22 protein-coding genes are annotated in these 25,774 nt (G+C 71.2%); 16 read left to right on the top strand and 6 right to left on the bottom strand.

What is annotated here, in order from left to right:
* Window positions 1-5 precede the first annotated feature (5 nt).
* On the top strand, window positions 6-1,115 hold the full coding sequence (locus tag ACH34T_RS05130) for an ABC transporter ATP-binding protein (RefSeq protein WP_395990771.1): 1,110 nt from the start codon (window positions 6-8) through the stop codon (window positions 1,113-1,115).
* A 197-nt stretch (window positions 1,116-1,312) separates the two neighbouring features.
* Here the strand turns inward: ACH34T_RS05130 and ACH34T_RS05135 are convergent, their stop codons facing one another.
* The 5 genes from ACH34T_RS05135 to ACH34T_RS05155 all read right to left on the bottom strand — a co-directional run bounded on the left by ACH34T_RS05135 (window position 1,313) and on the right by ACH34T_RS05155 (window position 8,619).
* A complete protein-coding gene (locus tag ACH34T_RS05135; RefSeq protein WP_395990772.1) occupies window positions 1,313-3,814 on the bottom strand; it encodes an ABC transporter permease in 2,502 nt (833 codons plus the stop codon).
* Window positions 3,811-4,680: an ABC transporter ATP-binding protein gene (locus tag ACH34T_RS05140; protein ID WP_395990773.1), complete on the bottom strand. Its 870-nt coding sequence runs from the start codon at window positions 4,678-4,680 to the stop codon at window positions 3,811-3,813. Before ACH34T_RS05140 ends, ACH34T_RS05135 begins: the two co-directional genes overlap by 4 nt.
* A 526-nt stretch (window positions 4,681-5,206) precedes the next feature.
* Window positions 5,207-5,887, bottom strand: coding sequence for a response regulator (locus ACH34T_RS05145; RefSeq protein WP_395990774.1), 681 nt, complete (start codon window positions 5,885-5,887; stop codon window positions 5,207-5,209).
* Window positions 5,888-5,989: 102 nt separating this feature from the next.
* Window positions 5,990-7,213 carry a sensor histidine kinase gene (locus ACH34T_RS05150; protein WP_395990776.1) on the bottom strand — a complete coding sequence of 408 codons (1,224 nt, stop codon included), beginning with the start codon at window positions 7,211-7,213 and terminating at the stop codon, window positions 5,990-5,992.
* Window positions 7,214-7,596: 383 nt separating this feature from the next.
* Complete coding sequence (locus tag ACH34T_RS05155; RefSeq protein WP_395990777.1) at window positions 7,597-8,619, bottom strand: RecB family exonuclease; 1,023 nt, start codon at window positions 8,617-8,619, stop codon at window positions 7,597-7,599.
* 107 nt (window positions 8,620-8,726) lie between these two features.
* On the opposite strand from ACH34T_RS05155, the gene ACH34T_RS05160 reads away from it, so the two are divergent.
* The 12 genes from ACH34T_RS05160 to ACH34T_RS05215 all read left to right on the top strand — a co-directional run bounded on the left by ACH34T_RS05160 (window position 8,727) and on the right by ACH34T_RS05215 (window position 22,192).
* Complete coding sequence (locus ACH34T_RS05160) at window positions 8,727-9,908, top strand: site-2 protease family protein (protein WP_395990779.1); 1,182 nt, start codon at window positions 8,727-8,729, stop codon at window positions 9,906-9,908.
* Window positions 9,909-9,995: 87 nt separating this feature from the next.
* Window positions 9,996-10,943: a tRNA (adenine-N1)-methyltransferase gene (locus ACH34T_RS05165; RefSeq protein WP_395990780.1), complete on the top strand. Its 948-nt coding sequence runs from the start codon at window positions 9,996-9,998 to the stop codon at window positions 10,941-10,943.
* A gap of 304 nt (window positions 10,944-11,247) precedes the next feature.
* Window positions 11,248-13,011, top strand: coding sequence for a proteasome ATPase (arc, locus tag ACH34T_RS05170; protein ID WP_395990781.1), 1,764 nt, complete (start codon window positions 11,248-11,250; stop codon window positions 13,009-13,011).
* A gap of 129 nt (window positions 13,012-13,140) precedes the next feature.
* Window positions 13,141-14,658, top strand: a complete 1,518-nt coding sequence (dop, locus tag ACH34T_RS05175) for a depupylase/deamidase Dop (RefSeq protein ID WP_395990782.1) — start codon at window positions 13,141-13,143, stop codon at window positions 14,656-14,658.
* 279 nt (window positions 14,659-14,937) lie between these two features.
* The gene (locus tag ACH34T_RS05180) at window positions 14,938-15,147 is read left to right on the top strand and encodes a ubiquitin-like protein Pup (protein WP_138650583.1); all 210 of its coding nucleotides are present in this window, start codon (window positions 14,938-14,940) and stop codon (window positions 15,145-15,147) included.
* Between the two features lie 113 nt (window positions 15,148-15,260).
* Window positions 15,261-16,406, top strand: coding sequence for an endonuclease VII domain-containing protein (locus ACH34T_RS05185; protein WP_395990783.1), 1,146 nt, complete (start codon window positions 15,261-15,263; stop codon window positions 16,404-16,406).
* A gap of 170 nt (window positions 16,407-16,576) precedes the next feature.
* Window positions 16,577-17,422 (top strand): proteasome subunit beta, encoded by an 846-nt coding sequence (gene prcB / locus ACH34T_RS05190; RefSeq protein ID WP_395990784.1) that lies wholly within the window; start codon window positions 16,577-16,579, stop codon window positions 17,420-17,422.
* A gap of 21 nt (window positions 17,423-17,443) precedes the next feature.
* Entirely contained in the window at window positions 17,444-18,310 is an 867-nt protein-coding gene (gene prcA / locus ACH34T_RS05195) for a proteasome subunit alpha (protein ID WP_395990785.1), read from the top strand.
* A gap of 200 nt (window positions 18,311-18,510) precedes the next feature.
* Window positions 18,511-19,869, top strand: coding sequence for a Pup--protein ligase (pafA, locus tag ACH34T_RS05200; protein WP_131971666.1), 1,359 nt, complete (start codon window positions 18,511-18,513; stop codon window positions 19,867-19,869).
* 136 nt (window positions 19,870-20,005) lie between these two features.
* A complete protein-coding gene (locus tag ACH34T_RS05205) occupies window positions 20,006-20,914 on the top strand; it encodes an FKBP-type peptidyl-prolyl cis-trans isomerase (RefSeq protein ID WP_395990786.1) in 909 nt (302 codons plus the stop codon).
* A gap of 48 nt (window positions 20,915-20,962) precedes the next feature.
* Complete coding sequence (locus ACH34T_RS05210; RefSeq protein WP_395990787.1) at window positions 20,963-21,628, top strand: helix-turn-helix transcriptional regulator; 666 nt, start codon at window positions 20,963-20,965, stop codon at window positions 21,626-21,628.
* 33 nt (window positions 21,629-21,661) lie between these two features.
* Entirely contained in the window at window positions 21,662-22,192 is a 531-nt protein-coding gene (locus tag ACH34T_RS05215) for a DUF3291 domain-containing protein (protein ID WP_395990788.1), read from the top strand.
* Between the two features lie 39 nt (window positions 22,193-22,231).
* Here the strand turns inward: ACH34T_RS05215 and ACH34T_RS05220 are convergent, their stop codons facing one another.
* The gene (locus ACH34T_RS05220) at window positions 22,232-23,314 is read right to left on the bottom strand and encodes a DUF3866 family protein (protein ID WP_395990789.1); all 1,083 of its coding nucleotides are present in this window, start codon (window positions 23,312-23,314) and stop codon (window positions 22,232-22,234) included.
* Between the two features lie 117 nt (window positions 23,315-23,431).
* Here ACH34T_RS05220 and ACH34T_RS05225 point away from each other — a divergent pair, with 117 nt between their 5' ends.
* The 3 genes from ACH34T_RS05225 to ACH34T_RS05235 all read left to right on the top strand — a co-directional run bounded on the left by ACH34T_RS05225 (window position 23,432) and on the right by ACH34T_RS05235 (window position 25,767).
* Window positions 23,432-24,484: a helix-turn-helix transcriptional regulator gene (locus ACH34T_RS05225; protein WP_395990790.1), complete on the top strand. Its 1,053-nt coding sequence runs from the start codon at window positions 23,432-23,434 to the stop codon at window positions 24,482-24,484.
* Window positions 24,481-25,476: a helix-turn-helix transcriptional regulator gene (locus tag ACH34T_RS05230; protein ID WP_395990791.1), complete on the top strand. Its 996-nt coding sequence runs from the start codon at window positions 24,481-24,483 to the stop codon at window positions 25,474-25,476. The genes ACH34T_RS05225 and ACH34T_RS05230 overlap by 4 nt, the downstream gene beginning before the upstream one ends.
* Window positions 25,477-25,545: 69 nt before the next feature.
* On the top strand, window positions 25,546-25,767 hold the full coding sequence (locus ACH34T_RS05235; protein ID WP_395990792.1) for a hypothetical protein: 222 nt from the start codon (window positions 25,546-25,548) through the stop codon (window positions 25,765-25,767).
* Window positions 25,768-25,774: the final 7 nt, after the last annotated feature.

The raw sequence follows: 25,774 nt of genomic DNA on the forward strand, positions 1-25,774 counted from the left end.
CTGTGGTGAGCACAACGAAGACGCCGGCGGACGAGGCCCGTCCGGTCCAGGAGGGCGAGACCCTCCTGGAGGTGGAGAACCTCGGCAAGCACTTCCCCGTCACGGCGGGCCTGCTGCGCCGGCAGGTCGCGGCCGTGAAGGCCGTCGACGGCGTGTCCTTCTCCGTCCGCAAGGGCGAGACGCTCGGGCTGGTGGGGGAGTCGGGCTGCGGCAAGTCCACCACCGGCCGGATGATCATGCGGCTGCTCGACCCGAGCTTCGGGAAGATCGTCTTCGAGGGGCACGACATCACGAAGATGTCGCAGGGGCGGCTCAGGCCGCTCCGCCGCGACCTCCAGATGATCTTCCAGGACCCGTACTCGTCGCTGAACCCGCGCAAGACGGTCGGCGCGATCGTCGGGGCCCCGTTCAGGCTGCAGAACATCGAGGCCAAGCAGGGCGTGAAGAAGGCCGTCCAGGAGATCCTGGAGCTCGTCGGCCTCAGCCCCGAGCACTACAACCGGTACCCGCACGAGTTCTCCGGCGGGCAGCGGCAGCGCATCGGGATCGCCCGCACCCTGGCCCTCAAGCCGAAGCTGATCGTCGCGGACGAGCCGGTGTCGGCGCTGGACGTGTCCGTCCAGGCGCAGGTCGTGAACCTGCTCGAAGACCTGCAGGACGAGCTCGACCTCACCTACGTGGTCATCGCGCACGACCTGTCGGTGGTGCGGCACATCTCCGACCGCGTCGCCGTCATGTACCTCGGGAAGATCGTCGAGGTGGCGGACCGGTCGGACCTGTACGAGCGGCCCATGCACCCATACACCAACGCGCTGCTGTCCGCGGTGCCGATCCCGGACCCGGCCGAGCGCGGCGAGCGCAGGCGGATCCGGCTGCAGGGGGACGTGCCGAGCCCGCTCGACCCGCCGCCCGCCTGCCGGTTCCACACCCGCTGCTGGAAGGCGCAGGACATCTGCAAGCAGGTCGAGCCGCCGCTGGTGGAGCTCAGCCCGGGCCACCAGGCCGCCTGCCACTTCCCGGAGAACACCACGGTCAGCGCCACCGACGCGGTCGCCAAGGCCGCCGTCGCCCCGGCCGCGGCCCCCGCGGACGACCCCGAGCCTCCGGCGGAGTGACCGCTCGGCCCCACCGAGCGCACCACCGCACCACCGCACCGCGGCTCCCGCGCGCGGCACAGCGTTCGCGCGCACCGCACCGCGGCGCCCGCGCACCCGCATCGCGTTCGCGCGCACCCGCATGGCGTTCGCGCGCGCAGCGGAAGACCCGGCCCCCTCCTCGTCGAGAGGGCCGGGTCTTCCGTGTCCCCCGCCGGTCACTCGGTGGCGATGGCCTTCAGGACGTCCATGCGCCCGGCCCGCCACGCCGGCCACAGCGCGGCCAGCACGCCGATCACCGCGGCCACCACCAGGTAGACGGCGAGCGTCCCGTACGGGACGGCGAGCACGCCGAGGCCCTCGTCGGCCAGCGCGTTCTGCAGCGCCGCGCCGAACGCGACCCCGATGCCGATGCCGAGCACCGCGCCGAACACCGCGATCATGATGGACTCCAGCCGGATCATGCGGCGCAGCTGCCGCCGGGAGATCCCGATCGCGCGGAGCAGCCCGATCTCCCGGGTCCGCTCGATCACCGACAGCGCCAGGGTGTTGATCACCCCGACGGCCGCGATGATGACGGACATGGCCAGCAGGATCGTCAGGAACGTCACGAACCCGTCGACCTGCTTGCGGGTGTCCGCCTTCAGCGCCGCCTGGTCGGACACCTTCAGGTCCGGGTAGTCCTTCAGCGCCGTCTCGATCGCGGTCTTGGTCGCCGCGGTGGTCGCGGTCGCGTCCACCACGATCGCGTCCACGGACGGTTTGACCGTGTGCCGCAGGTACACCTGCGTGGACACCAGCCGGTTCCCGATCAGGTCGCTCTTGGTGTACACGCCCTTGATCGTCAACTGCTCGGTCTTCCCGTCGGTGAACTGCACCGGGACCGCGGAGCCGACCTTCCAGCCGTTGTCCTTGGCCGTGTCCTCGTCCACCATCATCCCGGCGTCGCCGAGGTCGGTGCCGCCCGACACGATCTTCAGCTTGGCGGCCTTCGCGATCACGGCGGCGTCGGCGGACATGTACGACGCGTTCTTCCCGGCGATCTTGGCGTCGCCCTCGTACGACTGGGACGCCGCCGTCACCCCCGGCACCGCCTGGATCTTCTGCGCGGCGCCCGCGGCGACCCCGCCCGCGCCCTCCGACATGACCAGGTAGTCGGCGCCGAACTGCGCGTCGACCTGCTCGTCGATGGACGCCCGCATCGTCGCGCCCAGCACGTTCACCGTGGTGATCAGCGCCAGGCCGATCATCAGCGCGGCGGCGGTCGCGGCGGTGCGGCGCGGGTTGCGCAGCGCGTTCTGCCGCGCCAGCCGGCCCGGCGACCCCAGCAGCCGCGCCGCCGGCGCCCCCAGCACCCGCATCACCGGGACGCTGATCACCGGCGCGAGCATCGCGACGCCGACGAACACCGCGAACGCGCCCGCGCCCACCGGGATCACCGGGTTGCCGCCGTCGCCCGCCAGGCCCACCCCGATGAGGCCGGCGCCGGCCAGGGTCAGCAGCGACCCGAGCGCGATCCGGATCCGCATCGACCGCTGCGGCAGCGCCACGTCGTCGCGCATCGCCGCCACCGGCGGGATCTTCGCGGCGCGGCGGGCCGGGAAGTACGCCGACACGACCGTCACCACGATCCCGACCGCGTACGACCAGATCACCGGCGTCGCCGTGAACGTCAGGCCGCCGTCGCCCGCGTCGCCGACCTGCGACTGCAGCATCGTCGCCAGGCCCGCCCCGGCCAGCAGCCCGAGCGTGGACCCGACGATCCCGACCGCGACGGCCTCGCCGATCACCGCCCGCGTCACCTGCGCGCGGGCCGCGCCGACCGCGCGCAGCAGCGCCAGCTCACGGGTCCGCTGCGCGACCAGCATCGAGAACGTGTTGAAGATGATGAACGCCCCGACGAAGATCGAGATCAGCGCGAACACGAGCAGGAACGTCCGGAAGAAGTTCATCATCGCGGCGATGTCGCTCTTGGACTCCTCGCGCAGCTTCTCCCCGGTGATCGCCTCCATCCCGCCCGGCAGCACCTTCGCGACCCGGTCGCGCAGCTCCGCCTGCGACGGGCCCGTCGACCCCATCTCGATGTCGGTGAAGTAGCCGGGCTTCAGCATCAGAGTCTGCGCCGTCGGGGTGTCGAACGCGGTGAGCGTCGCGCCCATCAGGTTGCCTGCGTCGGCCAGCCCCACGATCCGCATCCGCTGCGGCGGGCCCGCGGTGAGGACCCGCACGGTGTCGCCGACCGCCAGCTTCCCCTTCTCCGCGGTCCGGTCGTCGACGACGACCTCGCCGGGACCCTGCGGCGCGCGGCCCGTCGCCAGGTCGTACGTCCCGGTGCCCGTCCAGTTCATGCCGATCTGCGGCGGGCCCTCCTGCGCGGTCCCGACGACCTTGCCGTCCTTGCCGACGACCGCCGCGTACCCGGTGACGTTGCCCTTCGGGTCCTTCACGCCGTCGACGCCCTCAAGCGCCTTCAGCACGCTCGCCGGGACCGGCTGCGCCGCCATCCCGTCGTCGTCGCCGTCCACGACCTTCTTGGCGCGGACGTCCACGGCCACGTTCTTGCCGACCCTGCTGAACAGGTCGTCGAACTGCTTGTTCATGCTGTCGGTGAAGATCAGCGTGCCGGCCACGAACGCCACGCCGAGGATCACCGCGACGGCCGTCAGCACCAGCCTGATCTTGTGCGCCGCGAGGTTGCGGAGCGTGACCTTGCCCATCATCGCGCCGCGACCCCCGGCCCCTGCCCGCCCGGCATGCCGGCGGCGGGGTGCGCGTGCAGCTGCGCGTCGGCCTGCGCCGTCCGGCCGCCGCCCGTCTCGAAGCCCTTCAACCGCTCCAGCACCCGCTCCGCCGTCGGCCCCTGCATCGTGTCGACGATCTGCCCGTCGGTGAGGAACAGCACCTGGTCGGCGTACGCGGCCGCGGTCGGGTCATGCGTCACCATCACGATCGTCTGGCCCATGCGGCGCACCGAGTCCCGCAGGAAGCCCAGCACCTCCGCGCCGGACTTCGAGTCCAAGTTCCCCGTCGGCTCGTCCGCGAAGATGATCTCGGGACGGGCGGCGAGCGCGCGGGCGCACGCGACGCGCTGCTGCTGCCCGCCCGACAGCTCCGTCGGACGGTGCTTCAGCCGCGGCCGCAGCCCCACCGTGTCGATCACCGCGTCCAGCCACTCCTTCTCCGGCTTGCGGCCCGCGATGTCCATCGGCAGCGTGATGTTCTCCAGCGCCGTCAGCGTCGGGACCAGGTTGAACGCCTGGAAGATGAAGCCGACCTTGTCGCGGCGCAGCCGCGTGAGCTGCTTGTCCTTCAGCCGGGTCAGCTCGGTGTCGCCGATGTAGACCTCGCCGGAGTCCACCGAGTCCAGGCCCGCCATGCAGTGCATGAGGGTCGACTTCCCGGACCCGGACGGGCCCATGATCGCGGTGAAGCGGCCGCGGGGAATGCCGACCGTGACCCCGTCGAGCGCGACGACCTGGGCGTCGCCGCGCCCGTACATCTTCGCGATCTGCCGGGTCTGTGCGGCGAAGTCGCCCGCCCCGGGCGCGGTCTGCGCGCCGGCGGTCGATGGGGCGGTGTTCGTCACGTGAAACTCCCATGTGTGAGTGAGCAGGATGCGTCCGGACCGCGCCGATTCCCCCGGCGATCCGACGTTCAAAACAGTAGAAGCCCGGCGAGCTCGTTTGATGCACCCCAGGAACTGACTTACCGGTCCACCCAGGGTGCTAGACGGGGTCCTCCCGTCGTCCCTGCGGAGTAGACCCGGTCCGCCGGAAGACAGGGGCGTCCCAGGGGTCGCCCCGGGGCGCTCACGCCCCTTGACGTCCGCGCCCCGCCCCGGGCCACCGCGCGCCGTCCCCGGGACCTGCGCCGATGCGCGCGGATCCGCGCCGGGCCGCGCGGCGCTCCCTCAGGGGCGCCCCTGAGGCCCTCCTACGGGTTCGGCCCTGACCCCAGGTTCAGCTCTGACGCCGCCGGGGTCAGCTCTGACGCCGCCGGGGTCAGCTCTGACGCCGCCGGGGTCAGCTCTGATGCCCCCCGGGTCGGCCTTGGCGGTCCCGGGTTCAGGCTGGGCGGCCCCCAGGTTGAGTGAGGCTTGGCGGGGCCCGGGCTCAGCCCTGGCCCGGGCGGCTCATGCCCGTCTCGTACGCGTACACGACCGCCTGCACCCGGTCCCGCAGCCCCAGCTTCGCCAGGACGTTCCCCACATGCGTCTTCACCGTCGTCTCGCTCACCACGAGCTCCGCCGCGATCTCCGCGTTCGACTGGCCCCGCGCCACATGCGCGAGCACCTCGCGCTCCCGCTCCGTCAGCGTGTCCAGGCCGGGCGGCGGCGACGCGTCCCGCACCGCGGGCAGCCGCGTCGCGAACTTGTCCAGCAGCCGCCGCGTCACCGACGGCGCCACGATCGCGTCGCCCGCCGCCACGATCCGGATCGCCTGCACCAGGTCCTCGGGAGGGGAGTCCTTCAGCAGGAACCCGCTCGCCCCGGCCCGCACCGCCTCGATCACGTACTCGTCCAGGTCGAACGTCGTCAGGATCAGCACCCTCGGATCGTGCGACGCCGCGCCCTCCCGGATGATCCGCCGGGTCGCCTCGATCCCGTCCACGCCCGGCATCCGGATGTCCATCAGCACCACGTCCGGCAGCAGCGACCGCGTCATCTCCACCGCCGCCGCGCCGTCCCCGGCCTCGCCCACCACCGCGATGTCGGGCTCCGCCTCCAGAATGAGCCTGAAACCCGTCCGCAGCAGCGGCTGGTCATCGACGAGAAGCACCCGCACCGTCGTCATCGCGCCGCGTCCTTCCGGCGTCCCGGTCCGTCCATCGTCCCCGCTCCTCGCCTCACAGCGCTCCTGCGGCGCTCCCGCCCCAACCTACGGCCTCCCACGACCTCACGCCTCCAACGGGAAACGCGCCCGCACACCGAACCCGCCGCCCACCCGCGGCCCGATCTTCAATTCGCCACCGTACAGCGCCACACGCTCGTACATCCCGACCAGCCCGTGCCCCGGATTGTCACCGTCGTCGGCCATGAACGTCGCCGTGCCGCGACCGTCGTCCTCGATCTCCACCGTCAGGTCCCCGTCCCCGTAGTACAGCCGCACCCACGCCCGCGCCTGCGGCCCCGCGTGCTTCAGCGTGTTCGTCAACGCCTCCTGGATCAGCCGGAACGCCGCCACGTCCACCCCCGGCGACGGCGGCCGCGCCTCGCCCTCGATCCACAGCTGCACCGACAGGCCCGTCTCCCGGACGTGATCCAGCAGCTCCCCGAGATCGCCCAGGCCCGGCTGCGGCGCCAGCTCCCGCCCCGCCCGCTCCGGATCCCGGTCCGTCCGCAGCACGCCCACGATCCGCCGCATCTCGCTCAGCGCCGTCCGCCCGACCTCCTCGATCGTGGACATCGCCTCCCGCGCGCTCCCCGGATCCCGGTCGATGATCCGCCGCGCCGCGCCCGCCTGCACCGTCATCACGCTCACATGATGCGCCACCACGTCGTGCAGCTCCCGCGCGATCCGCGACCGCTCCTCGATCCGCGCCGCCCGCGCGTCCGTGCCCCGCGCGCGCTCCAGCCGGGCCGCCCTGTCCTCCAGCTCCGCGAAGTACGCCCGCCGCAGCCGCAGGTTCCGGCCCAGCACCCACACCCCGATCAGCAGGATGCAGTTCGTCATCATCTCCACCGGCGACGGCTGCACCGGAAGGATCGCGATGTACACCAGCAGATGCGTGAACGCCACCACCCCGCCCACCGCGCTCTGCGCCAGCCCGCGGTGCGCGGCGACGCTGTAGATCGCGATGAGGAACGCCAGCACGTCCGACCCCGACGGCGGATACCCCGCCAACCCCAATACCAGCTCGCCCGCGACGATGAACAGCAGCACCGGCAGCGGAAAACGCTGCCGCCACCGCAACGACATCGTCACCACGACGACGAGCAGCACGCCCCACACGTCGGGGTCCCGGAACTCGTCGAACCCCTCGCCCTCCGGGAGGTCCTGCAGCAGCAGCTGCGGCAGCCCCACCAGCAGCAGCCCGACCGCGAGCAGCGTGTCCGCTGCCTGCGGACGCGCCTGGAGCCAGGCGCGGAAGGAATGAAGACCACGGATGCGGGGTGACACGACTCTCACCCTAGGAGGTCACGCCAGGTCGTGAGCCCTCCTGTACGCGGATCCGCAGTCCTCCCCAAGGAGGACGCATCCACCCCCGCGATACGCCTGCCGACACGGCACAAAGCTCACAACCCACCCTCCGCCCCACGCCACCCCACTCGCCCCACGTCCGAGCCAACGCACCACGACCGCCCGGTGGACGATTCGCCACGGGTTCGGTGGGCGGTGCCGGGCGTGCGGTGGACGGCGCATCGCGTACCGCCGGGCCGCGTACGGGCGGGTCACAGACCGTCGCGTTCGCGAGACGGGTTCAGAGGCCGTCGCGGTCGCGTAGCGGTCAGAGGCCGTCGCGTTCGTGAGGCGGGTCAGAAGTCGTCGCGGTCGCGGAGCGGTCAGAGGTCGTCGCGTTCGCGGGCCGCGGCCTGCGCGCCGGACGCGCCCTCCAGGTCCGCGGGCGACGGGCGGCCCACCGGCGGCGCCGCCGGCAGCGGCGGGGGAGTGCCGCCGAACTCCGGGCACCGCTCCTTGTGGTCACACCAGTCGCACAGCCGGCCCGTCCGCGCCCGCCACTCGCCGGTGTCCATCGCCCGCCGGATCGCCTGCCACAGCGCCTCCACCTTCCGCTGCGTCGCCCGCAGATCCGACTCGTCCGGCTCGTAGCGCAGGACCTCCCCGTTGCCCAGGTACATCAGCTGCAGCAGACGCGGAACCCGGCCCTGCAACCGCCACAGCACCAGCGCGTAGAACTTCATCTGGAACAGGGCGCGGGCCTCGAAATCGGCGCGCGGCGCTGTCCCCGTCTTGTAGTCCACGATCCGTACGTCGCCGCTGGGCGCCACGTCCACCCGGTCGATGTAGCCCCGTAGCTTCAACCCCGAATCGAGGACCGTCTCCACGAACAGCTCCCGCTCGGCCGGCTCCAGCCGCCGCGGATCCTCCAGCGTGAAGTACCGCTCCACCATCCGCCGCGCCTGCTCCAGCCACTCCGCGCGCTCCGCGTCGCCGCCGTCGCCGTCCTCGAACAGCCCCGCCAGCTCCGGCTCCGCCTCCAGCAGCCGCTCCCACTCCGGGCCCAGCATCTCCAGTGCCGCCATGGCCGTCCGCCCGCACCGCGGAAGATCGAACAGCCGCTCCAGCACCGCGTGCACCAGCGTCCCCCGCGCCGCCGCCGCGCTCGGCCGCTCCGGCAGCCGGTCGATCACCCGGAACCGGTACAGCAGCGGACACGTCATGAAATCGCTCGCCCGCGACGGCGACAACGACCCGACCACCTCCACACCCGCCGCCGGCGCCCCGGCCTCCACCTCCGCAGATCCGACCTCCGGCCCCGCCCGTCCGGCCTCCGCCCCCGCCGGCCCGACCTCGCCGCCCGCGGACGGAACGGACGTCTCACTACCCGCCTCGGTCGTCGTCATGGCACAGCACACTAGGCGACGCCCCCGACGAAATCCCGCACCCCGCCGCCGCCCCCGACCCGCACCACCCGGCCGGCCCGCGGCACCAGGGCCGTAGCATCGGTGACGTGACACACAGCGCGCCCCCGACCGAGGGCAAGACGCCCGCCGGCCAACCCGGCCCCGACGACGGCCCCACCCCGCGGCCCGGCCTCCTCATGGGCCGCCTCTTCGGCGTCCCCGTCTACGTCTCGCCCAGCTGGTTCCTGGTCGCCGTCCTCGTCACCGTCATGTTCGAAGGACAGGTCCACGACGTCGTCGAACGCCCGCTCAGCTACCTCGTCGCGTTCGCCTACGCCGTCCTCCTCTACGGCTCCGTGTTCGTCCACGAACTCAGCCACGCCGTCACCGCCCGCGCGTTCGGCCTGCCCGTCCGGTCCGTCACCCTCCACGTCCTCGGCGGCGAGACCGCCATCGAACGCGAGGCCCCCACCCCCGGACGCGAATTCCTCATCGCCTTCGCCGGACCCCTCGTCAACCTCGTCCTCGCCGGGATCGGCCTCCTCGCCCACGCCGTCCTCCCGCTGTCGGACGTCGCGCTCCTCCTCGTCGACGCCCTCACCTTCGCCAACCTCCTCGTCGGCGTCTTCAACCTCCTGCCCGGGCTGCCCCTCGACGGCGGACGCCTCGTCCGCGCCGCCGTCTGGAAGGCCACCGGACGCAGCCGCAGCGGCGCCATCATCGCCGGCTGGGTCGGCCGCGGCGTCGCCGTCGCCACCCTCGTCGCCGGCGCCCTCCTCGCCACCTACGGCGCCGGCGCGGGCGGCGGCACCGGCTGGCTCGCCCTGCTCTGGTCCGCCCTCGTCGCCTCCTTCATCTGGGTCGGCGCCACCCAGGCCATCCGCGCCGAGCACGTCCGCGACCGCATCCCCCTGCTGTCCGCCCGCCGCCTCGCCCGCCGCGCCACCCTCGTCACCGCCGACGTCCCCCTCGCCGAAGCCATCCGCCGCGCCCACGAGGAACACGCCGGCGCCATCGTCATCGCCGACCACGACGGACGCCCCCTCGGACTCGTCAGCGAGAAGGCCGTCACCGCCACCCCCGAGCACCGCCGCCCCTGGATCAGCGCCGGCGACCTCTCCCGCGGCGTCGACGAGCACCTCACCCTCCCCGCCGACATCACCGGCGAGGAGCTCATGGACGCGCTCCGCCGCGCCCCCGCCTCCGAGTACCTCCTCGTCGAACCCGATGGCCGCGTCTACGGCGTCCTCGCCACGTCCGACATCGACCGGGCCTTCGCCGGCGTCTGAATCCGCCGCACCCGCCGCGGCGCGGCCCCACGACAGCGGCCGGACGGCGGCCTGACCGGCCCGCACCCGCCGCTAGCCTTGACGTTCATGAGCGAACCCCAGCCGAACGACCCCGCATCCGCACCCGGCCGCGCACCCCACGGCCCGTTCCGGCCCGGAGACCAGGTTCAGCTCACCGACCCCAAAGGCCGCATCAACACCATCACCCTCCAGCCCGGCAAGCTGTACCACTCCCACAAGGGCTCCGTCCCCCACGACGACATCATCGGCAGCCCCGAAGGGACCGTCTACCGCTCCACCGGCGGCACCGAATACCTCGCGTTCCGCCCCCTCCTCGCCGACTTCGCCCTCCGCATGCCCCGCGGCGCCGCCGTCGTCTACCCCAAGGACGCCGCCCAGATCGTCGCCATGGCCGACATCTTCCCCGGCGCCCGCGTCGTCGAGGCCGGCGCCGGATCCGGCGCCCTCACCTGCTTCCTCCTCCGCGCCGTCGGCGAGCACGGCCTCCTGTCGTCCTACGAGCGCCGCCCCGACTTCGCCGACATCGCCCGCGCCAACGTCGAGAAGTTCTTCGGCGGCCCCCACCCCGCCTGGCGCCTCACCGTCGGCGCCCTCGAACACCACCTCGCCGAGACCGACGTCGACCGCGTCGTCCTCGACATGCTCGCCCCCTGGGAATGCCTCGACGCCGTCGCCAAGGCCCTCGTCCCCGGCGGCATCGTCTGCGCCTACGTCGCCACCACCACCCAGATGTCCCGCGTCGTCGAGGACCTCCGCGCCCACGGCGCCTTCGCCGAGCCCCACGCCTCCGAGACCATGCTCCGGACCTGGCACGTCGACGGCCTCGCCGTCCGCCCCGACCACCGCATGATCGGCCACACCGGGTTCCTCGTCACCGCCCGCCGCCTCGCCGACGGCGTCACCCCGCCCGCGCGCCGCCGCCGTCCCGCCAAAGCCGCCCACCCGGCCCAGCAGGCCCCCGGGGACACCCCGCAGGACGGCGCCGCCACGCCCGGCCACCCCACCGAGTCGTAGATCACACTCCGCCGCACCGCCCGCCGGCCCCGCGCCACGCCGCGCCACCACGACGCGACACCACCGTTTCCCACCCCGGCCACCACCGAACCCGCGCAAACCCGCCGCATCCCCGCCCGCACCCGCAAACCCCCAGGTCCAAGCCCCGTAACACCCCGACCCACCCCGCCCCCACAGCACCCCTCCCAACCCTCCCGGAAGACCCCCGCACGACACGAACACCGAATGGGCAGGTTACGGAAGCCCTCCAGATAGGTAGGGTCTCAGTAGGTCGTCGGCTCTCTTCGTGAGGAGGTGACGGGGCGTGGCCGCTCGTGACGATGCTGGGGCGCGAAGGGCGCAGCACGAAAAGGAGGTCAGGGACCTCCAAACGCAGATCTCCTTCCTGGAGGAGGAGATCTCCGTGCTGCGCCGCAAGCTCGCGGAATCCCCGCGCCAAGTACGTGTTCTGGAAGAACGCCTCCATGAGGCACAGGCCAACCTGGCCGCCGTAACCGGTCAGAACGAGCGTCTCGTAGCGACCCTCAAAGAGGCTCGCGAGCAGATCGTGGCGCTCAAGGAGGAGGTCGACAGGCTCGCACAACCACCATCCGGATTCGGCGTCTTCCTCGAATCCCGCGACGATGGAACGATCGACATCTTCACCGGTGGACGCAAACTCCGCGTCAACGTCAGCCCGGCCGTCGACGTCGACGAACTCCAGCGCGGCCAGGAGGTCATGCTCAACGAGGCCCTCAACGTCGTCGAGGCCCTCAAGTTCGAAGAGCAGGGCGAGGTCGTCATGCTCAAGGAACTCTTCGACGACGGCGAACGCGCCCTCGTCATCGCGCACGCCGACGAGGAACGCGTGGTCAAGCTCGCCGAGCCGCTCCGCGGAGTCCCCCTCCGCGCCGGCGACTCCCTCATGCTCGAACCCCGCTCCGGATACGCCTACGAGAAGATCCACAAGGCGGAGGTCGAAGAGCTCGTCCTCGAAGAGGTCCCCGACATCTCCTACAACGAGATCGGCGGACTCGGCTCGCAGATCGAAATGATCCGCGACGCCATCGAACTGCCCTACCTGCACGCCGACCTCTTCCGCGAGCACCAGCTCAGGCCCCCCAAGGGCGTCCTGCTCTACGGGCCGCCCGGCTGCGGCAAGACCCTCATCGCCAAGGCCGTCGCCAACTCACTCGCCAAACAGGTCGCCGACAAGACGGGCCAGGAAGGCAAGAGCTTCTTCCTCAACATCAAGGGCCCCGAACTCCTCAACAAGTACGTCGGCGAAACCGAACGGCACATCCGACTCGTCTTCCAGCGCGCCCGCGAAAAGGCCTCCGCCGGAACCCCCGTCATCGTCTTCTTCGACGAGATGGACTCCATCTTCCGCACCCGCGGATCCGGAGTGTCCTCCGACGTCGAGAACACCATCGTCCCCCAGCTCCTCAGCGAGATCGACGGCGTCGAGGGCCTCGAGAACGTCATCGTCATCGGCGCCTCCAACCGCGAGGACATGATCGACCCCGCGATCCTGCGCCCCGGCCGCCTCGACGTCAAAATCAAGATCGAACGGCCGGACGCCGAAGCCGCCAAGGACATCTTCTCCAAGTACATCCTCGGCGGACTCCCGCTCCACCCCGACGACGTCAAGGAACACGCAGGCTCCAACGAAGCCACCGTCGAAGCCATGATCCAGCGCACCGTCGAACGCATGTACGCCGAGACCGAGGAGAACCGCTTCCTCGAAGTCACCTACGCCAACGGCGACAAGGAAGTCCTCTACTTCAAGGACTTCAACTCCGGCGCCATGATCCAGAACATCGTCGACCGCGCCAAGAAAATGGCCATCAAGCAATTCCTCGACACCGGCCAGAAAGGTCTCCGCGTCACTCACCTCCTCGCCGCCTGCGTCGACGAGTTCAGCGAGAACGAAGACCTCCCCAACACCACCAACCCCGACGACTGGGCCCGCATCTCCGGCAAGAAGGGCGAGCGCATCGTCTACATCCGCACCCTCGTCTCCGGAACCAAGGGCTCCGAAGCAGGACGGTCCATCGACACCGTCGCCAACACCGGCCAATACCTGTAACCCGACCAACGGCGCGACACGCGCGGCGGCCTCCCCACACGAGGCCGCCGCGCACGCATGCCCCGCCACACCCCCCGCGAACACCCGGCCCCATGGCTCCACCCCGCCGGCCCCGATAGGCTCGACGATATGAGTGTTCGGCGGGTGATGGGCATCGAGACCGAGTACGGCATCTCCGTACCCGGGCAGCCAGGGGCCAACGCGATGGTGACCTCCTCCCAGGTCGTCAACGCCTACCTCGCGGCGTCCGCCGCACGGGCCCGCAGAGCCCGCTGGGACTTCGAAGAGGAGAACCCCCTCCGCGACGCCCGCGGCTTCGACCTCGCCCGCGAGGTCGCCGACCCCACCCAGCTCACCGACGAAGACCTCGGCCTCGCCAACGTCATCCTCACCAACGGCGCCCGCCTCTACGTCGACCACGCCCACCCCGAATACTCCGCGCCCGAATGCACCAACCCCCGCGACGCCGTCATCTGGGACAAGGCCGGAGAACGCGTCATGGCCGACGCAGCGCAACGCGCCGCCATGGTCCCCGGCACCCACCCCATCCAGCTCTACAAGAACAACACCGACAACAAGGGCGCCTCCTACGGCTGCCATGAGAACTACCTCATGCGCCGCGAGACCCCCTTCGCCGACATCGTCCGGCACCTCACCCCGTTCTTCGTCTCCCGCCAGGTCGTCACCGGCGCGGGCCGCGTCGGGATCGGCGTCGACGGCCGCGGCGACGGCTTCCAGATCAGCCAGCGCGCCGACTTCTTCGAGGTCGAGGTCGGCCTGGAGACCACCCTCAAACGCCCCATCATCAACACCCGCGACGAACCCCACGCCGACCCCGAGAAGTACCGCCGCCTCCACGTCATCATCGGCGACGCCAACATGGCCGAGCTGTCCACCTACCTCAAGCTAGGCACCACCTCCCTCGTCCTCGCCATGATCGAGGACGGCTTCCTCACCGTCGACCTCTCCGTCGACATGCCCGTCGCCGCGCTCCGCGCCGTGTCGCACGACCCGTCCTGCAAGCATCTGCTCACCCTCCGCGACGGCCGCAAGATGACCGCCGTCCAGCTCCAGCTGGAGTACCTCGAGCAGTCCCGCAAGTACGTCGAGGACCGCTTCGGCGCCGACGTCGACGAGATGACGAAGGACGTCCTGGACCGCTGGGAGTCCGTCCTCCACCGCCTCGGCGACGACCCCATGCAGCTGTCCCGCGAACTCGACTGGGTCGCCAAACTCTCCCTCCTGGAGGGCTACCGCAGCCGCGACGGCCTCGACTGGTCCCACCCGCGCCTTCAGCTCGTCGACCTCCAGTACACCGACATCAGGCCGGACAAGGGCCTCTACAACCGCCTCGTCGACCGCGGCCGCGTCGACCGCCTCGTCACCGAGCCCGAGGTCGAGGCCGCCGTCGAGGACCCGCCCGAGGACACCCGCGCCTACTTCCGCGGCCGCTGCCTGCGCCAGTACGCCGACTCCGTCGCGGCCGCCTCCTGGGACTCCGTCATCTTCGACGTCCCGGGCCGCGAGTCCCTGCAGCGCGTCCCCACCCTGGAGCCCCTGCGCGGCACCAGGCAGCACGTGGGCGCCCTCCTGGACCGCTGCCGCACCGCCGCCGACCTCGTCGCCACCCTCACCGGCCAGAGCTGACCCACGGCCTCTCAGCCCCCTGCGCCCAACGGCCGTCCGGCCTTCAACCGCCCATTGGATAGTTGCGCTATCGAGCGTTCCAATAGCGCCTGACCTGCACAAACAGGTGATGTCTCGGTATCGTGACCGGTATGCCCGTTTCAGTGGCCGGCCGGCGGGCGATAACCCGAGCATGCCCCCGGTCCCCGGGCCGAGGCGGCGAAACGGACGTCCAAGATCCGCTCGCCGTCCAAGATCGGAGATAGGGTCGAGGGCACCGGCCAGAGCGGGAGGTACGGAATGGCCACGAAGGACACCGGCGGTCAGAAGCAGACCACTCGGCGCACGGAAGAGGTCGAGGAGACCGAGGCCACGACCACCGAGGACGCGCAGGAGCGCCAAGAGAAGCTCACTGACGACGTGGACTCAATTCTGGACGAAATAGACGAAGTACTAGAAGAGAACGCAGAAGATTTCGTAAGGGCCTATATCCAAAAGGGCGGTGAGTGATCCTGGTATGTCCGATTTATCCGAGTCATTAATCGGCGGACATTGTCGGGCATAGCTCACGAAACATAAAAGCGACTGGAAAGTGCGTGGGCGAGACGGATAAAGTCTCGCCCATGCGTTCGAAGAAATGCTGCGACTGCGGTGAGATCAAACCCGCGACAGAGTTCTGGAAGCAGAAGCACGCCAAGGACGGCCTGGCCTACTACTGCAAGCCCTGCTTCGGGCTGCGCAACAGTCGTTCATACCGGAAAAAGCAGGCAGCGGCGGGTAAGTCGACCAGGCCATATCGGAGATACTCGGACGTCCCGGAAGGGATGAAGTACTGCGCGCGGTGCAAAGAGATCAAATCGGTCACGGAGTTCGGAAGTAACCGGGCGAACTCGTTGGGGCTCGCCCACTACTGCCGTCCGTGCCACCAGGAGGCCATGACCGAGGGCAGGGACCGCAACCACGGGAGCAGCCGCAACTATCTCCTCAAGCTTCGTTACGGCGTCACCGAGGAGCAGGTCGACCAGATGATCGCCGAGCAGGGCGGCGTCTGCGTCATCTGCCTCCGCGCGGCCGCGAAGCACGTCGACCACGACCACCTGACGGGTCTCGTCCGCCGCATCCTGTGCTTCAAGTGCAACGGGGGCCTTGGCCAGTTCGAGGACGACGCCGACCGGCTTCGCCTCGCGGCGGACTACCTGGAGCTACGGGGGTCCCACGCACGGCGGATGTGCATCGAGATCGGTGCTCCGGTGTTCGGAGGCCCGGAACGCGTCCGCTGGGACCCGTTCTGGCGGACGCGGGGGAACACGACGCAGTCGGCGAGCCACTACCACCTGCGCCAGAAGTACGGGCTCAACGATGAGGACAGGGAGTGGCTCCTCAAGGTGCAGATGGGCCAGTGTGCGGTGTGCTTCGGTTTCCCGGCCGAACACGTCGACCATGACCACGTGAGCGGCGCGGTGCGCGGAATGCCGTGTTCGGCGTGTAACACGGGCATGGGGCAGCTGAGGGACGATCCGATCGCCCTGCGTCGTGCGGCCGATTACGTGGAGGGCCGTCTCGTGCGGACGGCGACGGGCGAGGACGGCGGCACGCGGCTGTCGCTGACGGTTCCGGACGTCGACCCTGCGTCGGTTCCCAGGGGCGGCTGGAAGGCGCTCTGGGAAGAGGACGGCCAGTACCGCAAGCGGACGTTGCCGTTCGACGAGGACCTCGACATGCCGACATGGGACGGCCTGGGCCCGGAAAAGGCCGTGAGCCCCGTCTGAGCGCCGATTCGGCGTGTCGGACGTCCGGACGGGCACGGGTTCGCCGTGGGCGGACTGGGCCGGGGATCATGCGGCATGCGCGCGGGCGACCTTGAACAGTAGGGTCGTAGTGGTCAGCGCCGGTGGGGTTGGGCAGGGTGCCGGTGCCATGGTGGAGGGAAGGGAGTCGCGTGGCGTCCCACGATTCGCACACCGGGCGTCTGCCGGGGTTGTTCGCGAACCCGGACACGTCGTCGTTCACGGAGTTCCTGGGGGGTTACTCTCCGGAGTTGCTGCCCGGCAGGCGGACGCCGCCGGCGTCGCGGGCGGGGGACGACATCCCGCACGGGACGACGATCGTCGCGGTGGGCTTCCCCGGCGGGGTGGTGGTCGCGGGGGACCGGCGGGCGACGGCGGGGAACATGATCGCGCAGCGGGACATCGAGAAGGTGTTCCGGGCGGACGAGTTCTCGGCGATCGCGATCGCGGGTACGGCGGGCATCGGGATCGAGATGGTGCGGCTGTTCCAGGTGGAACTGGAGCACTACGAGAAGCGTGAGAGCCGCCCGCTGTCGGTGGAGGGCAAGGCGAACCGGCTGGCGACGATGGTGCGGCAGAACCTGGGCATGGCGATGCAGGGGCTGGCCGTGGTTCCGCTGTTCGCGGGCTATGACGAGGAGCGGGACGGGGGCCGGATCTTCTCGTACGACCCGGCGGGCGGCCGGTACGAGGAGCGGGAGTTCTACTCGGTCGGGTCGGGTTCGGTGTTCGCGCGCGGCGCGTTGAAGAAGCTGTACCGTGCGGACCTGTCGGCGGAGGACGCCGCGCTGGTGTGCGTGCAGGCGTTGTACGACGCGGCCGATGACGATTCGGCGACGGGTGGGCCGGATCTGACGCGCCGGATCTTCCCTGTGGTGGCGTCGGTGACGTCGGACGGGTACCACCGGCTGGGCGAGGACGAGGTGGGCGCGTTGGCGCAGGCCGTCGTCGATGGTCGTTACGAGTCGCCGGGCGGGCCGACCGCCCCGCTGCGTTAGAAGGGATCCTGACCGGTGTCCATGCCGTTCTATGTGTCGCCCGAACAGCAGATGAAGGACAAGGCGGATTACGCGCGCAAGGGGATCGCGCGTGGCCGCAGCGTCGTCGTCCTGCAGTACGACGACGGCATCCTGTTCGTGGCGGACAATCCGTCGCGGGCGCTGCACAAGATCAGTGAGATCTATGACCGGATCGCGTTCGCGGCGGTGGGGAAGTACAACGAGTTCGAGAATCTGCGGCTGGGGGGTGTCCGGTACGCGGACATCAACGGGTACCAGTACGACCGCCGGGACGTGACGGCGCGCGGTCTGGCGAACGTGTACGCGCAGTCGCTGGGGACGATCTTCACGGAGACGAACAAGCCGTACGAGGTGGAGATCGTGGTCGCGGAGGTGGGCGACCACACGGAGACGGACCAGATCTACCGGTTGACGTTCGACGGTTCGGTGGCGGACGAGCACGGCTATGTGGCGATGGGGGGCCAGGCCGAGGCGGTGGCGCAGTCGTTGAAGGACGGCTACCGGGAGGGTTCGTCGCTGGCGGCGGCGTTGCGGACGGCGGTGCGGGCGTTGGAGGCGCAGGATTCGGAGCGGCGCCTGGAGGCGACGTCGCTGGAGGTCGCGGTGCTGGACCGCAACCGTGAGCATCGGTTGTTCAGGCGGTTGGCGGCGGCGCGGATCGGCGACCTGCTGTCGTCGGCGGACGAGGGGACGCCGGAGGGCGCGCCGGGCGCGAAGGACGCCGGGGGCGGCGCCGGAGCGGACACGGACTCGGGCACGGACGACGACGACCTCCTCGATCTCCCCGAACCCCCCGAGAGCCCCAAGAGCGCCGAGGGCCCGAAGGACGCCGGGGGCTCGAAGGGCGCCGAGAAGGACGAGGACTGATCCGCGAGCCGGACGTCCCGCCAGGTGGCGTTCCGCCAGGTGGTGAGGGGTCCGGCCGCGGTGTGGCCCGCCGCTGCGGGGTGGTGTCCGCCGCCCCTCGGCGGCGGGTTCTGTCGTGTGTGCGGCGGTTGTGGTGTTCGGGGGGAAACGGACGCCTGGAGAGACTGCCAAGTCGGGTCTGTGCCGCATAGGGTCGGGGTGTGGACAGGCGCATCTTCGGGCTTGAGAACGAGTACGGCGTCACTTGCACCTTCCGGGGGCAGCGGCGGTTGTCACCGGACGAGGTGGCGCGCTATCTGTTCCGGCGGGTGGTGTCGTGGGGCCGCAGCAGCAATGTGTTCTTGCGCAATGGTGCGCGGCTGTACCTGGACGTGGGCAGCCACCCCGAGTACGCCACGCCCGAGTGCGACAGCGTCGTGGACCTGGTGACGCACGACAAGGCCGGTGAGCGGATCCTGGAGGGGCTGCTCGTGGACGCGGAGCGGCGTCTGCGGGAGGAGGGCATCGCCGGCGACATCTACCTGTTCAAGAACAACACGGACTCGGCGGGGAACTCGTACGGCTGTCATGAGAACTATCTCGTGGGGCGGCACGGCGAGTTCGGCCGGCTGGCGGACGTGCTGATCCCGTACCTGGTGACGCGGCAGATCATCTGCGGTGCGGGGAAGGTGCTGCAGACGCCGCGCGGTGCGGTGTACTGCGTGTCGCAGCGGGCGGAGCACATCTGGGAGGGCGTGTCCTCGGCGACCACCCGTTCCCGGCCGATCATCAACACCCGGGATGAGCCGCACGCGGACGCGGAGCGGTTCCGGCGCCTGCACGTGATCGTCGGTGACTCGAACATGAGCGAGACGACGATGCTGCTGAAGGTGGGCGCGACGGACCTCGTCCTGCGGATGATCGAGGCGGGGGTGGTGATGCGCGACCTGACGCTGGAGAACCCGATCCGGGCGATCCGGGAGGTCAGCCATGACATGACCGGCCGCCGGAAGGTGCGTCTGGCGAACGGCCGCGAGGCGAGCTCGCTGGAGATCCAGAAGGAGTACTTCGGGAAGGCGCGGGATTTCGTGGACTCGCGCGGCGGGGACGCGACGTCGAAGCGGGTGCTGGAGCTGTGGGAGCGGACGCTGCGGGCGGTGGAGACGGGCGACCTCGATCTGGTGTCGCGTGAGATCGACTGGGTGACGAAGTACAAGCTGATCGAGCGGTACCGGCGGAAGTACGATCTGCCGTTGTCGTCGCCGCGCGTCGCGCAGCTGGATCTCACCTATCACGATGTGCACCGTGACCGTGGGCTGTACTACCTGCTGGAGAAGCGGGGTTCGGTCGACCGGGTGTCGCGGGATCTGGACATCTTCGAGGCGAAGTCGGTGCCGCCGCAGACGACGCGGGCCCGGCTGCGCGGGGAGTTCATCCGGAAGGCGCAGGAGAAGCGGCGCGATTTCACGGTGGACTGGGTGCATCTGAAGTTGAACGATCAGGCGCAGCGGACGGTGTTGTGCAAGGACCCGTTCCGGTCGGTGGACGAGCGGGTCGACAAGCTCATCGCCGGTATGTGACGGGTTCGCGGGGGACTTGCCCACTGGTCGCTACTGGCCGGTCACCAGGGCGGTAGGGTGAGCGCGCAGTAGCGTGGCCGGCCCCTCGAAGGATTCCTGTATGCGCCGTGTACGTCGTCGTGTTCGGCTTGTTTCGGTGGTCGTGGTGCTTGCCGTGCCGTTGGCGTTGTCGGCGTCGTGTTCGGGCGGCGATGACGTGGACGTGTCGGTGCGCGGTGATTTCGGGAAGCTGCCGGAGGTGGAGTTCCCGAAGGGCGCGCCGGCGGATTCTCTCGCGGTGAAGACGCTGACGAAGGGGAAGGGGTCGGCGGCGCGCAAGGGTGATCTGGTGGTGGCCGACTATGTGGGCTACCGCTGGAACGACGGCGGGCGGAAGCTGCTGGCGGACAGTTACGCGAAGGGTCAGCCGGGGGCGTTCCCGACGGGGCAGCTGGTGCCGGGGCTGACGAAGGCGCTGGTGGGGGCTCGTCCGGGGGCGCGGGTGGTGGCGCGGATTCCGCCGGGGGACGGTTTCGGCGCGAAGGGCGATCCGAAGCATCGGGTGGGCGCGGACGACACGCTGGTGTACGTGCTGGACGTCCGCGCGGTGTATTCGAGGACGGCGGGCCCGCATGGGGCGAAGCAGGCGCCATTGACGGATCCGGGGCTGCCGAGGGTGGGGGAGGCGGCGCCTGGACGGGCTCCGGCGGTGGCGGTGCCGCGTGCGGCGCCGCCGAAGCGGTTGCAGGTGCGGACGCTGGTGCGGGGGGACGGTCCGGCGGTGCGTGCGGGGCAGTTGCTGGCGTTGCAGTACGCGGGGTTTTTCTGGCGGGACGGCAAGGAGTTCAACTCGTCGTGGTCGGCGGGGCATCCGTACGGGCTGCTGATCGGTACCGGTCAGGTGGTCAAGGGGTGGGATCAGGGGCTGGTCGGTCAGCGGGTGGGGAGCCGGGTGCTGCTGGTGGTGCCGCCTTCGCTGGGGTACGGGTCGAAGGGCCTGGCGCAGTTCGGGATCAGGGGCAGCGACACGCTGGTGTTCGTCGTGGACCTCCTCGGCGCCCACTGACGGGCGCCGCGCTCTATTCGGGATTCTCGTTGTTCTTAGAATGGTGGCGTGGAGGACATCGAGGCGATCGCGCTGCTGCAGGATCCGGTGCGGCGGCGGCTGTACGAGTTCGTGGCGGCGCAGGGCCGTGAGGTGGGGCGCAACGAGGCGGCGGAGGCGGCCGGGGTGGCGCGGACGCTCGCCGCGTTCCATCTGGACAAGCTGGTGGACGCGGGGCTGCTGGAGGCGGGCAGCAGGCGGCTGACGGGCCGTTCGGGGCCGGGTGCGGGGCGTCCGGCGAAGGTGTACCGGGCGTCGGCGGCGGAGCGGGCGGTGTCGGTCCCGGCGCGCGACTACCGGACGGCCGCGGGCCTGCTGGCGGAGGCTGCGGAGATGGCGGGTCTCGACATGGAGGTGCAGGACGCGGCGCGGCGCAAGGGCAGGGCGCTGCGCGGCGCGTCCGGGGTGTGCGGCGGTCTGGACGAGGTCGCGGAGGTGCTGGCGGCCCGCGGTTACGGTCCCGTCCGGGAGGAGGGCGGGGACGGCGGCGCGGTGGTCCGGATGCGCAACTGCCCGTTCCACGCGGTGGCCGAGCAGTTCCCGCCGCTCGTGTGCGGGCTGAATCTCGCGTTGCTGGAGGGGCTGGTGGAGGGTTCGGACGTGCGGGTGCGGATGGATCCGCGGCGGGGCTGGTGCTGCGTCGCGGCCGAAAAGTCTAAAAATAATGAAGATTGACATAGAAGCTACGGCCGTGCTGGACTGTGCCCCATGACCGATCACGCGCCGTCCCAGTACCACCTGGCCCAGTTCAACGTCGGCACGCTCCTCGCCCCGCTCGACGACCCGCTGCTGGCGGAGTTCGTCGCGCGGCTCGACCCCGTCAACGCGCTCGCCGACGCCGCGCCCGGATTCGTGTGGCGGCTGGTCGGGGAGGGGGAGGCCGACGCCACCGGCATGCGTCCCGCCGGCGAGGACGTGATCATCAACTTCTCGGTGTGGGAGTCCGCCGATTCGCTGTGGGACTTCGTCTACCGCAGCGCTCACCTGGAGACGATGCGGCGGCGCCGGGAGTGGTTCCAGCGGCACGTGGAGGCGCATCTCGTCATGTGGTGGATCCCCGCGGGCCACGTCCCGACGGTCGAGGAGGCCCTGGAGCGCCTCGCCCTGATCCGCGAGCACGGCCCGACACCCCGGGCGTTCACCTTCAACTCGTCCTTCACCGCCGAAGAGGCCGCCGAGGCGACGACCCCGGACGCGGAGACCGCGGACGCGGAGGCCGCTGAGCTGACGGCCTCCTGAGGACGGCCCGAGCGGACGGCTTCCTGGAAGGGCGCGGGGTCAGGCGAGGAGGGCGGCGGTGTGGCGTCCCGCGGCCGCCGCGGTGAGGAAGTAGGCGAGGTCCTCGTCCAGCCGGCGGCCCATGGTGGACAGCCGGACGCCCCAGTCCTTCTCGGCGGCCCGCAGCGCGTCCGCCAGGCCGTCGACGGCGACGGGGACGAGCCGGTGCCGGTCGCCGAGCGGGGCGGCGCCGGCGGCGACACGGGCGCCGAACTCGCCGCCGAGTTCGGGGACGGGGATGTCGGCGGGAGCGAGGGCGACGCGCCCGTAGGCGGTGAGCGAGTGGTGGGAGACGCCGATGTGGCGCTCCCGCTTGTCGCCCTCGGAGACGCGCAGCGACCCGACGGGCCGTCCGCCGAGGACGGACGCGGCGTTGACGGCCTCACCCGCCGTGACCCCGGAGAAACCCCACTTGGTTCCCGTCCCGAGGTTCCCGGGCCCCTGGGCGAGGACGGCGACGTCCGCGTCCAGGACGAGCCGCGCCGCGAGCAGCCCCGTGTGGACCGTCACCGCTTCGAGGTCGCCTCCGAACGCCTGCCCGACGGTCACGGTGGCGGCGAGCGCGCCCGCCTCCTTCAGCTGGGCGATGGACATGGAGAACCACGACGGCAGCGCCCCGCCGTCCGGCATGACGTACACCACCCGCGCGGACGGCCGCTCCGCCAGCAGCGCGGCCAGGATCGGCGGCAGCGCGGAGTGCAGATCGGCGACGATCACGGGCATGCCGCCGAGGGAGTCGGCGTCGCGGAGGGCGGCGTGGTGGGGGGAGTCCTGCTCGTCGGCGCCGAGGACGGTGGCCTGCAGCGGCGTGTAGCGCGCCTTGACGAGGTGGCCGGGTCCGGACGGGTCGGGCGGGAGCCGGTCGGGGATCGCGACGACCATGGCGTAGCCGCCCGTCCCGAGGCCCATCGCCAAGGCCGTAGTGTTGAGCAGGACGGTATCTCCCGTTTCGGGCCGTCCCACCAGGGCGGGGTAGGCCAGGGCGCGGCAGGTGCCGTCGTCCCCGATCGAGACGGTCAGCTCGACCGCCCCGGGCCATTCGCGCCGGATGCCCTCAACTGTGCCTTTGCGCCATCGGATCACACCGGGAAACGGTAGCGTCCTGAGCGGCGGGTGCGGGGACGTTCAGGCCCGCCGGGGGCGGTCCGAGGCCGACGGAGCGAAGACGGAGCGAAGACGGAGCGAAGAGGTGATGGCGAAGTGTCTCGGCGTAAGACCGAGCGCCTGCTCAACCTGGTGGTCTGCCTGCTCGCCACGCGGCGTTATCTGACGGCCGAGCAGATCCGCCGGGCGGTGCCCGGCTATCCGGACTCCGACGAGGCGTTCAAGCGGATGTTCGAGCGGGACAAGGAGGAGCTGCGCGAGCTCGGCGTCCCGCTGGAGGTCGGCAGCGACCAGCAGGGCGGCGGCGGTGAGGAGATCGGGTACCGGATCCCGCCGCAGGCCTACGAGCTGCCCGACATCCACCTCACGCCCGACGAGGCGGCGGTGCTCGGCCTCGCCGCGCGGGTGTGGCAGCGGGCGAGCATGGCGGAGGCGGCGTCGGGCGCGCTGCTGAAGCTGCGCGCGGCCGGGGTGGAGACCGACGTGACGACGGCGGTGGGGATCGAGCCGCGCGTCAACACCCACGACCCGGCGTTCCCGGCGCTGTGGGAGGCGGTGCGGGACGGCCGCCCGGTCGCGTTCGACTACCAGGGCATCGGGCGGACGTCGGCGTCGCGGCGGCACCTGGAGCCGTGGGGCGTGGTGTCGCGGCGGGGCCGCTGGTACGTCGTCGGGTTCGACCGGGACCGCGACGAGCAGCGGGTGTTCCGGCTGAGCCGGATCGTCGGGGACGTCGCGGCGGACGGCGCGGCCGGGTCGGTGACCGTCCCGGACGGCGTGGACGTGCGGCGCATCGCGTTCGACTGGGGCGACCCGGTGAGCGACCCGCGACCGGCGACGGTGCGGCTGCGGCGCGGCGCGGCGCAGGGCCCGCGCCGCTGGGCGCGCGACGTCCGCCCGGTGGACGACGAGACGGGCGACGAGACGGGCGACGGGGCGTGGGACGAGGCCGTCCTGACGTTCCGCGACGTGGACCGGTTCGCGCCGTACCTGGCGCGGTTCGCCGACGACGTCGTGGTGCTCGACCCGCCCGACCTGCGGGAGGCGGTGATCCAGCACCTGAAGTCGGTGCTGGCGTGCGGCGGGCCCCCGCCGGAGGTTCCGCCAGGGCCGCCGGACGCGATGGACGGGCGGGTGAACGGCCGATGACCCCGAAGGCCGCGGCGACGACGTCGACCGACAGGCTGGGGCGGCTGCTGGCGCTCGTCCCGTACGTGGTGAACCGCGACTCGGTCGCGCTGGGCGAGGCCGCGGCCGCGTTCGGGGTGACCGAGAAGCAGCTGATCGACGACCTGAACCTGCTGTGGTGCGTGGAGCTGCGCGCGCCCGACCCGTACTGCCCGATCGACCTGTCGTACGAGGGCGGGGAGATCACGGTGGCGGAGGCGGAGTCGATCGCGCGGCCGCTGCGGCTGAAGGTGGACGAGGCGTCGGCGCTGCTGGTGGCGCTGCGGATGCTGGCCGGGATCCCCGGCCTGGACGACCGGGACGCGCTCAGCCGCGTGATCGCGAAGCTGGAGACCGCCGCGGGCGCCGCGGCGTCGGTGTCGAGCCAGGTCTCGGTGGAGGTGAACGCCTGGGGCGGCGGGTCCGCCGACCCGGAGCGGACGGGCCTCGGGATGCTGCGCGACGCGCTCGCGCGGGGCCGCCGCGTGCACCTGACGTACTACGTCCCGGCGCGGGACGAGAACACCGAGCGGGACGTCGACCCGATGCGGCTGCTGGTGGTGGAGGGCAGCACGTACCTGGAGGGGTGGTGCCGCCGGGCGGAGGCGGTGCGGCTGTTCAAACTGGACCGGATCGCCGACCTGGACGTGCTGGACGTCCCCGCGCAGGTCCCGGACGACGCGGAGCCGATCGACGTGGACGCGGGCCTGTTCCGCCCGTCCCCGCAGGACGAGGCCGTGACGCTGGAGCTGACGCCGCGGGGCCGCTGGGTCGCCGACTACTACCCGTGCGAGTCGGTGGAGGACCTCGGGGAGGGGCGCCTGCGGGTGGTGCTGCGGACGCCGGACACGCGGTGGGTGCGGGGCCTGGCGCTGCGGCTCGGCGACCAGGGCCGGGTCGTGGCGCCCGAGCGGCTCGCGTCCGGGATCCGCGACGACGCGACCCGCGCCCTCGCCCGCTACGGCCTGGCCTGAGCCCGCTCCGGGCTGGTCTGGGGCTGGGGGCGCTATTGCGGCGGGGGCTTATCGGCTACCGTTGCGGGCGTGGCGTGGGTTGCGGTGTCGGTGTCGCTGGGCTTCGTCGGCCTGGCCGTGCTCGCCTATTGCGCGTTCCGGGTGTGGCTCGGAGTGCGGCGTTTCGGTCGTGAACTGGAGCGCACCAGGCGGCGGCTGGCCCCGAAACAGTCGGCGCTGCGCGGTGAACTGTCCCGCCTGGAAGAAGCGCGTGCGGCGCAACCGTCCGAGGGGGGCGTACGATCGTGCTGAGGACCCG

The organism is Actinomadura sp. 9N215 (assembly GCF_044326345.1).
Classification (GTDB): Bacteria; Actinomycetota; Actinomycetes; order Streptosporangiales; family Streptosporangiaceae; genus Spirillospora.

Bases quoted from the DNA above. Each gene is read 5' to 3' on its own strand.
- ACH34T_RS05135 (WP_395990772.1), bottom strand. From the start codon at position 3,814: ATGATGGGCAAGGTCACGCTCCGCAACCTCGCGGCGCACAAGATCAGG.
- ACH34T_RS05145 (WP_395990774.1), bottom strand. From the start codon at position 5,887: ATGACGACGGTGCGGGTGCTTCTCGTCGATGACCAGCCGCTGCTGCGG.
- ACH34T_RS05155 (WP_395990777.1), bottom strand. From the start codon at position 8,619: ATGACGACGACCGAGGCGGGTAGTGAGACGTCCGTTCCGTCCGCGGGC.
- ACH34T_RS05165 (WP_395990780.1), top strand. From the start codon at position 9,996: ATGAGCGAACCCCAGCCGAACGACCCCGCATCCGCACCCGGCCGCGCA.
- dop (WP_395990782.1), top strand. From the start codon at position 13,141: ATGAGTGTTCGGCGGGTGATGGGCATCGAGACCGAGTACGGCATCTCC.
- ACH34T_RS05180 (WP_138650583.1), top strand. From the start codon at position 14,938: ATGGCCACGAAGGACACCGGCGGTCAGAAGCAGACCACTCGGCGCACG.
- ACH34T_RS05185 (WP_395990783.1), top strand. From the start codon at position 15,261: ATGCGTTCGAAGAAATGCTGCGACTGCGGTGAGATCAAACCCGCGACA.
- prcA (WP_395990785.1), top strand. From the start codon at position 17,444: ATGCCGTTCTATGTGTCGCCCGAACAGCAGATGAAGGACAAGGCGGAT.
- ACH34T_RS05215 (WP_395990788.1), top strand. From the start codon at position 21,662: ATGACCGATCACGCGCCGTCCCAGTACCACCTGGCCCAGTTCAACGTC.
- ACH34T_RS05230 (WP_395990791.1), top strand. From the start codon at position 24,481: ATGACCCCGAAGGCCGCGGCGACGACGTCGACCGACAGGCTGGGGCGG.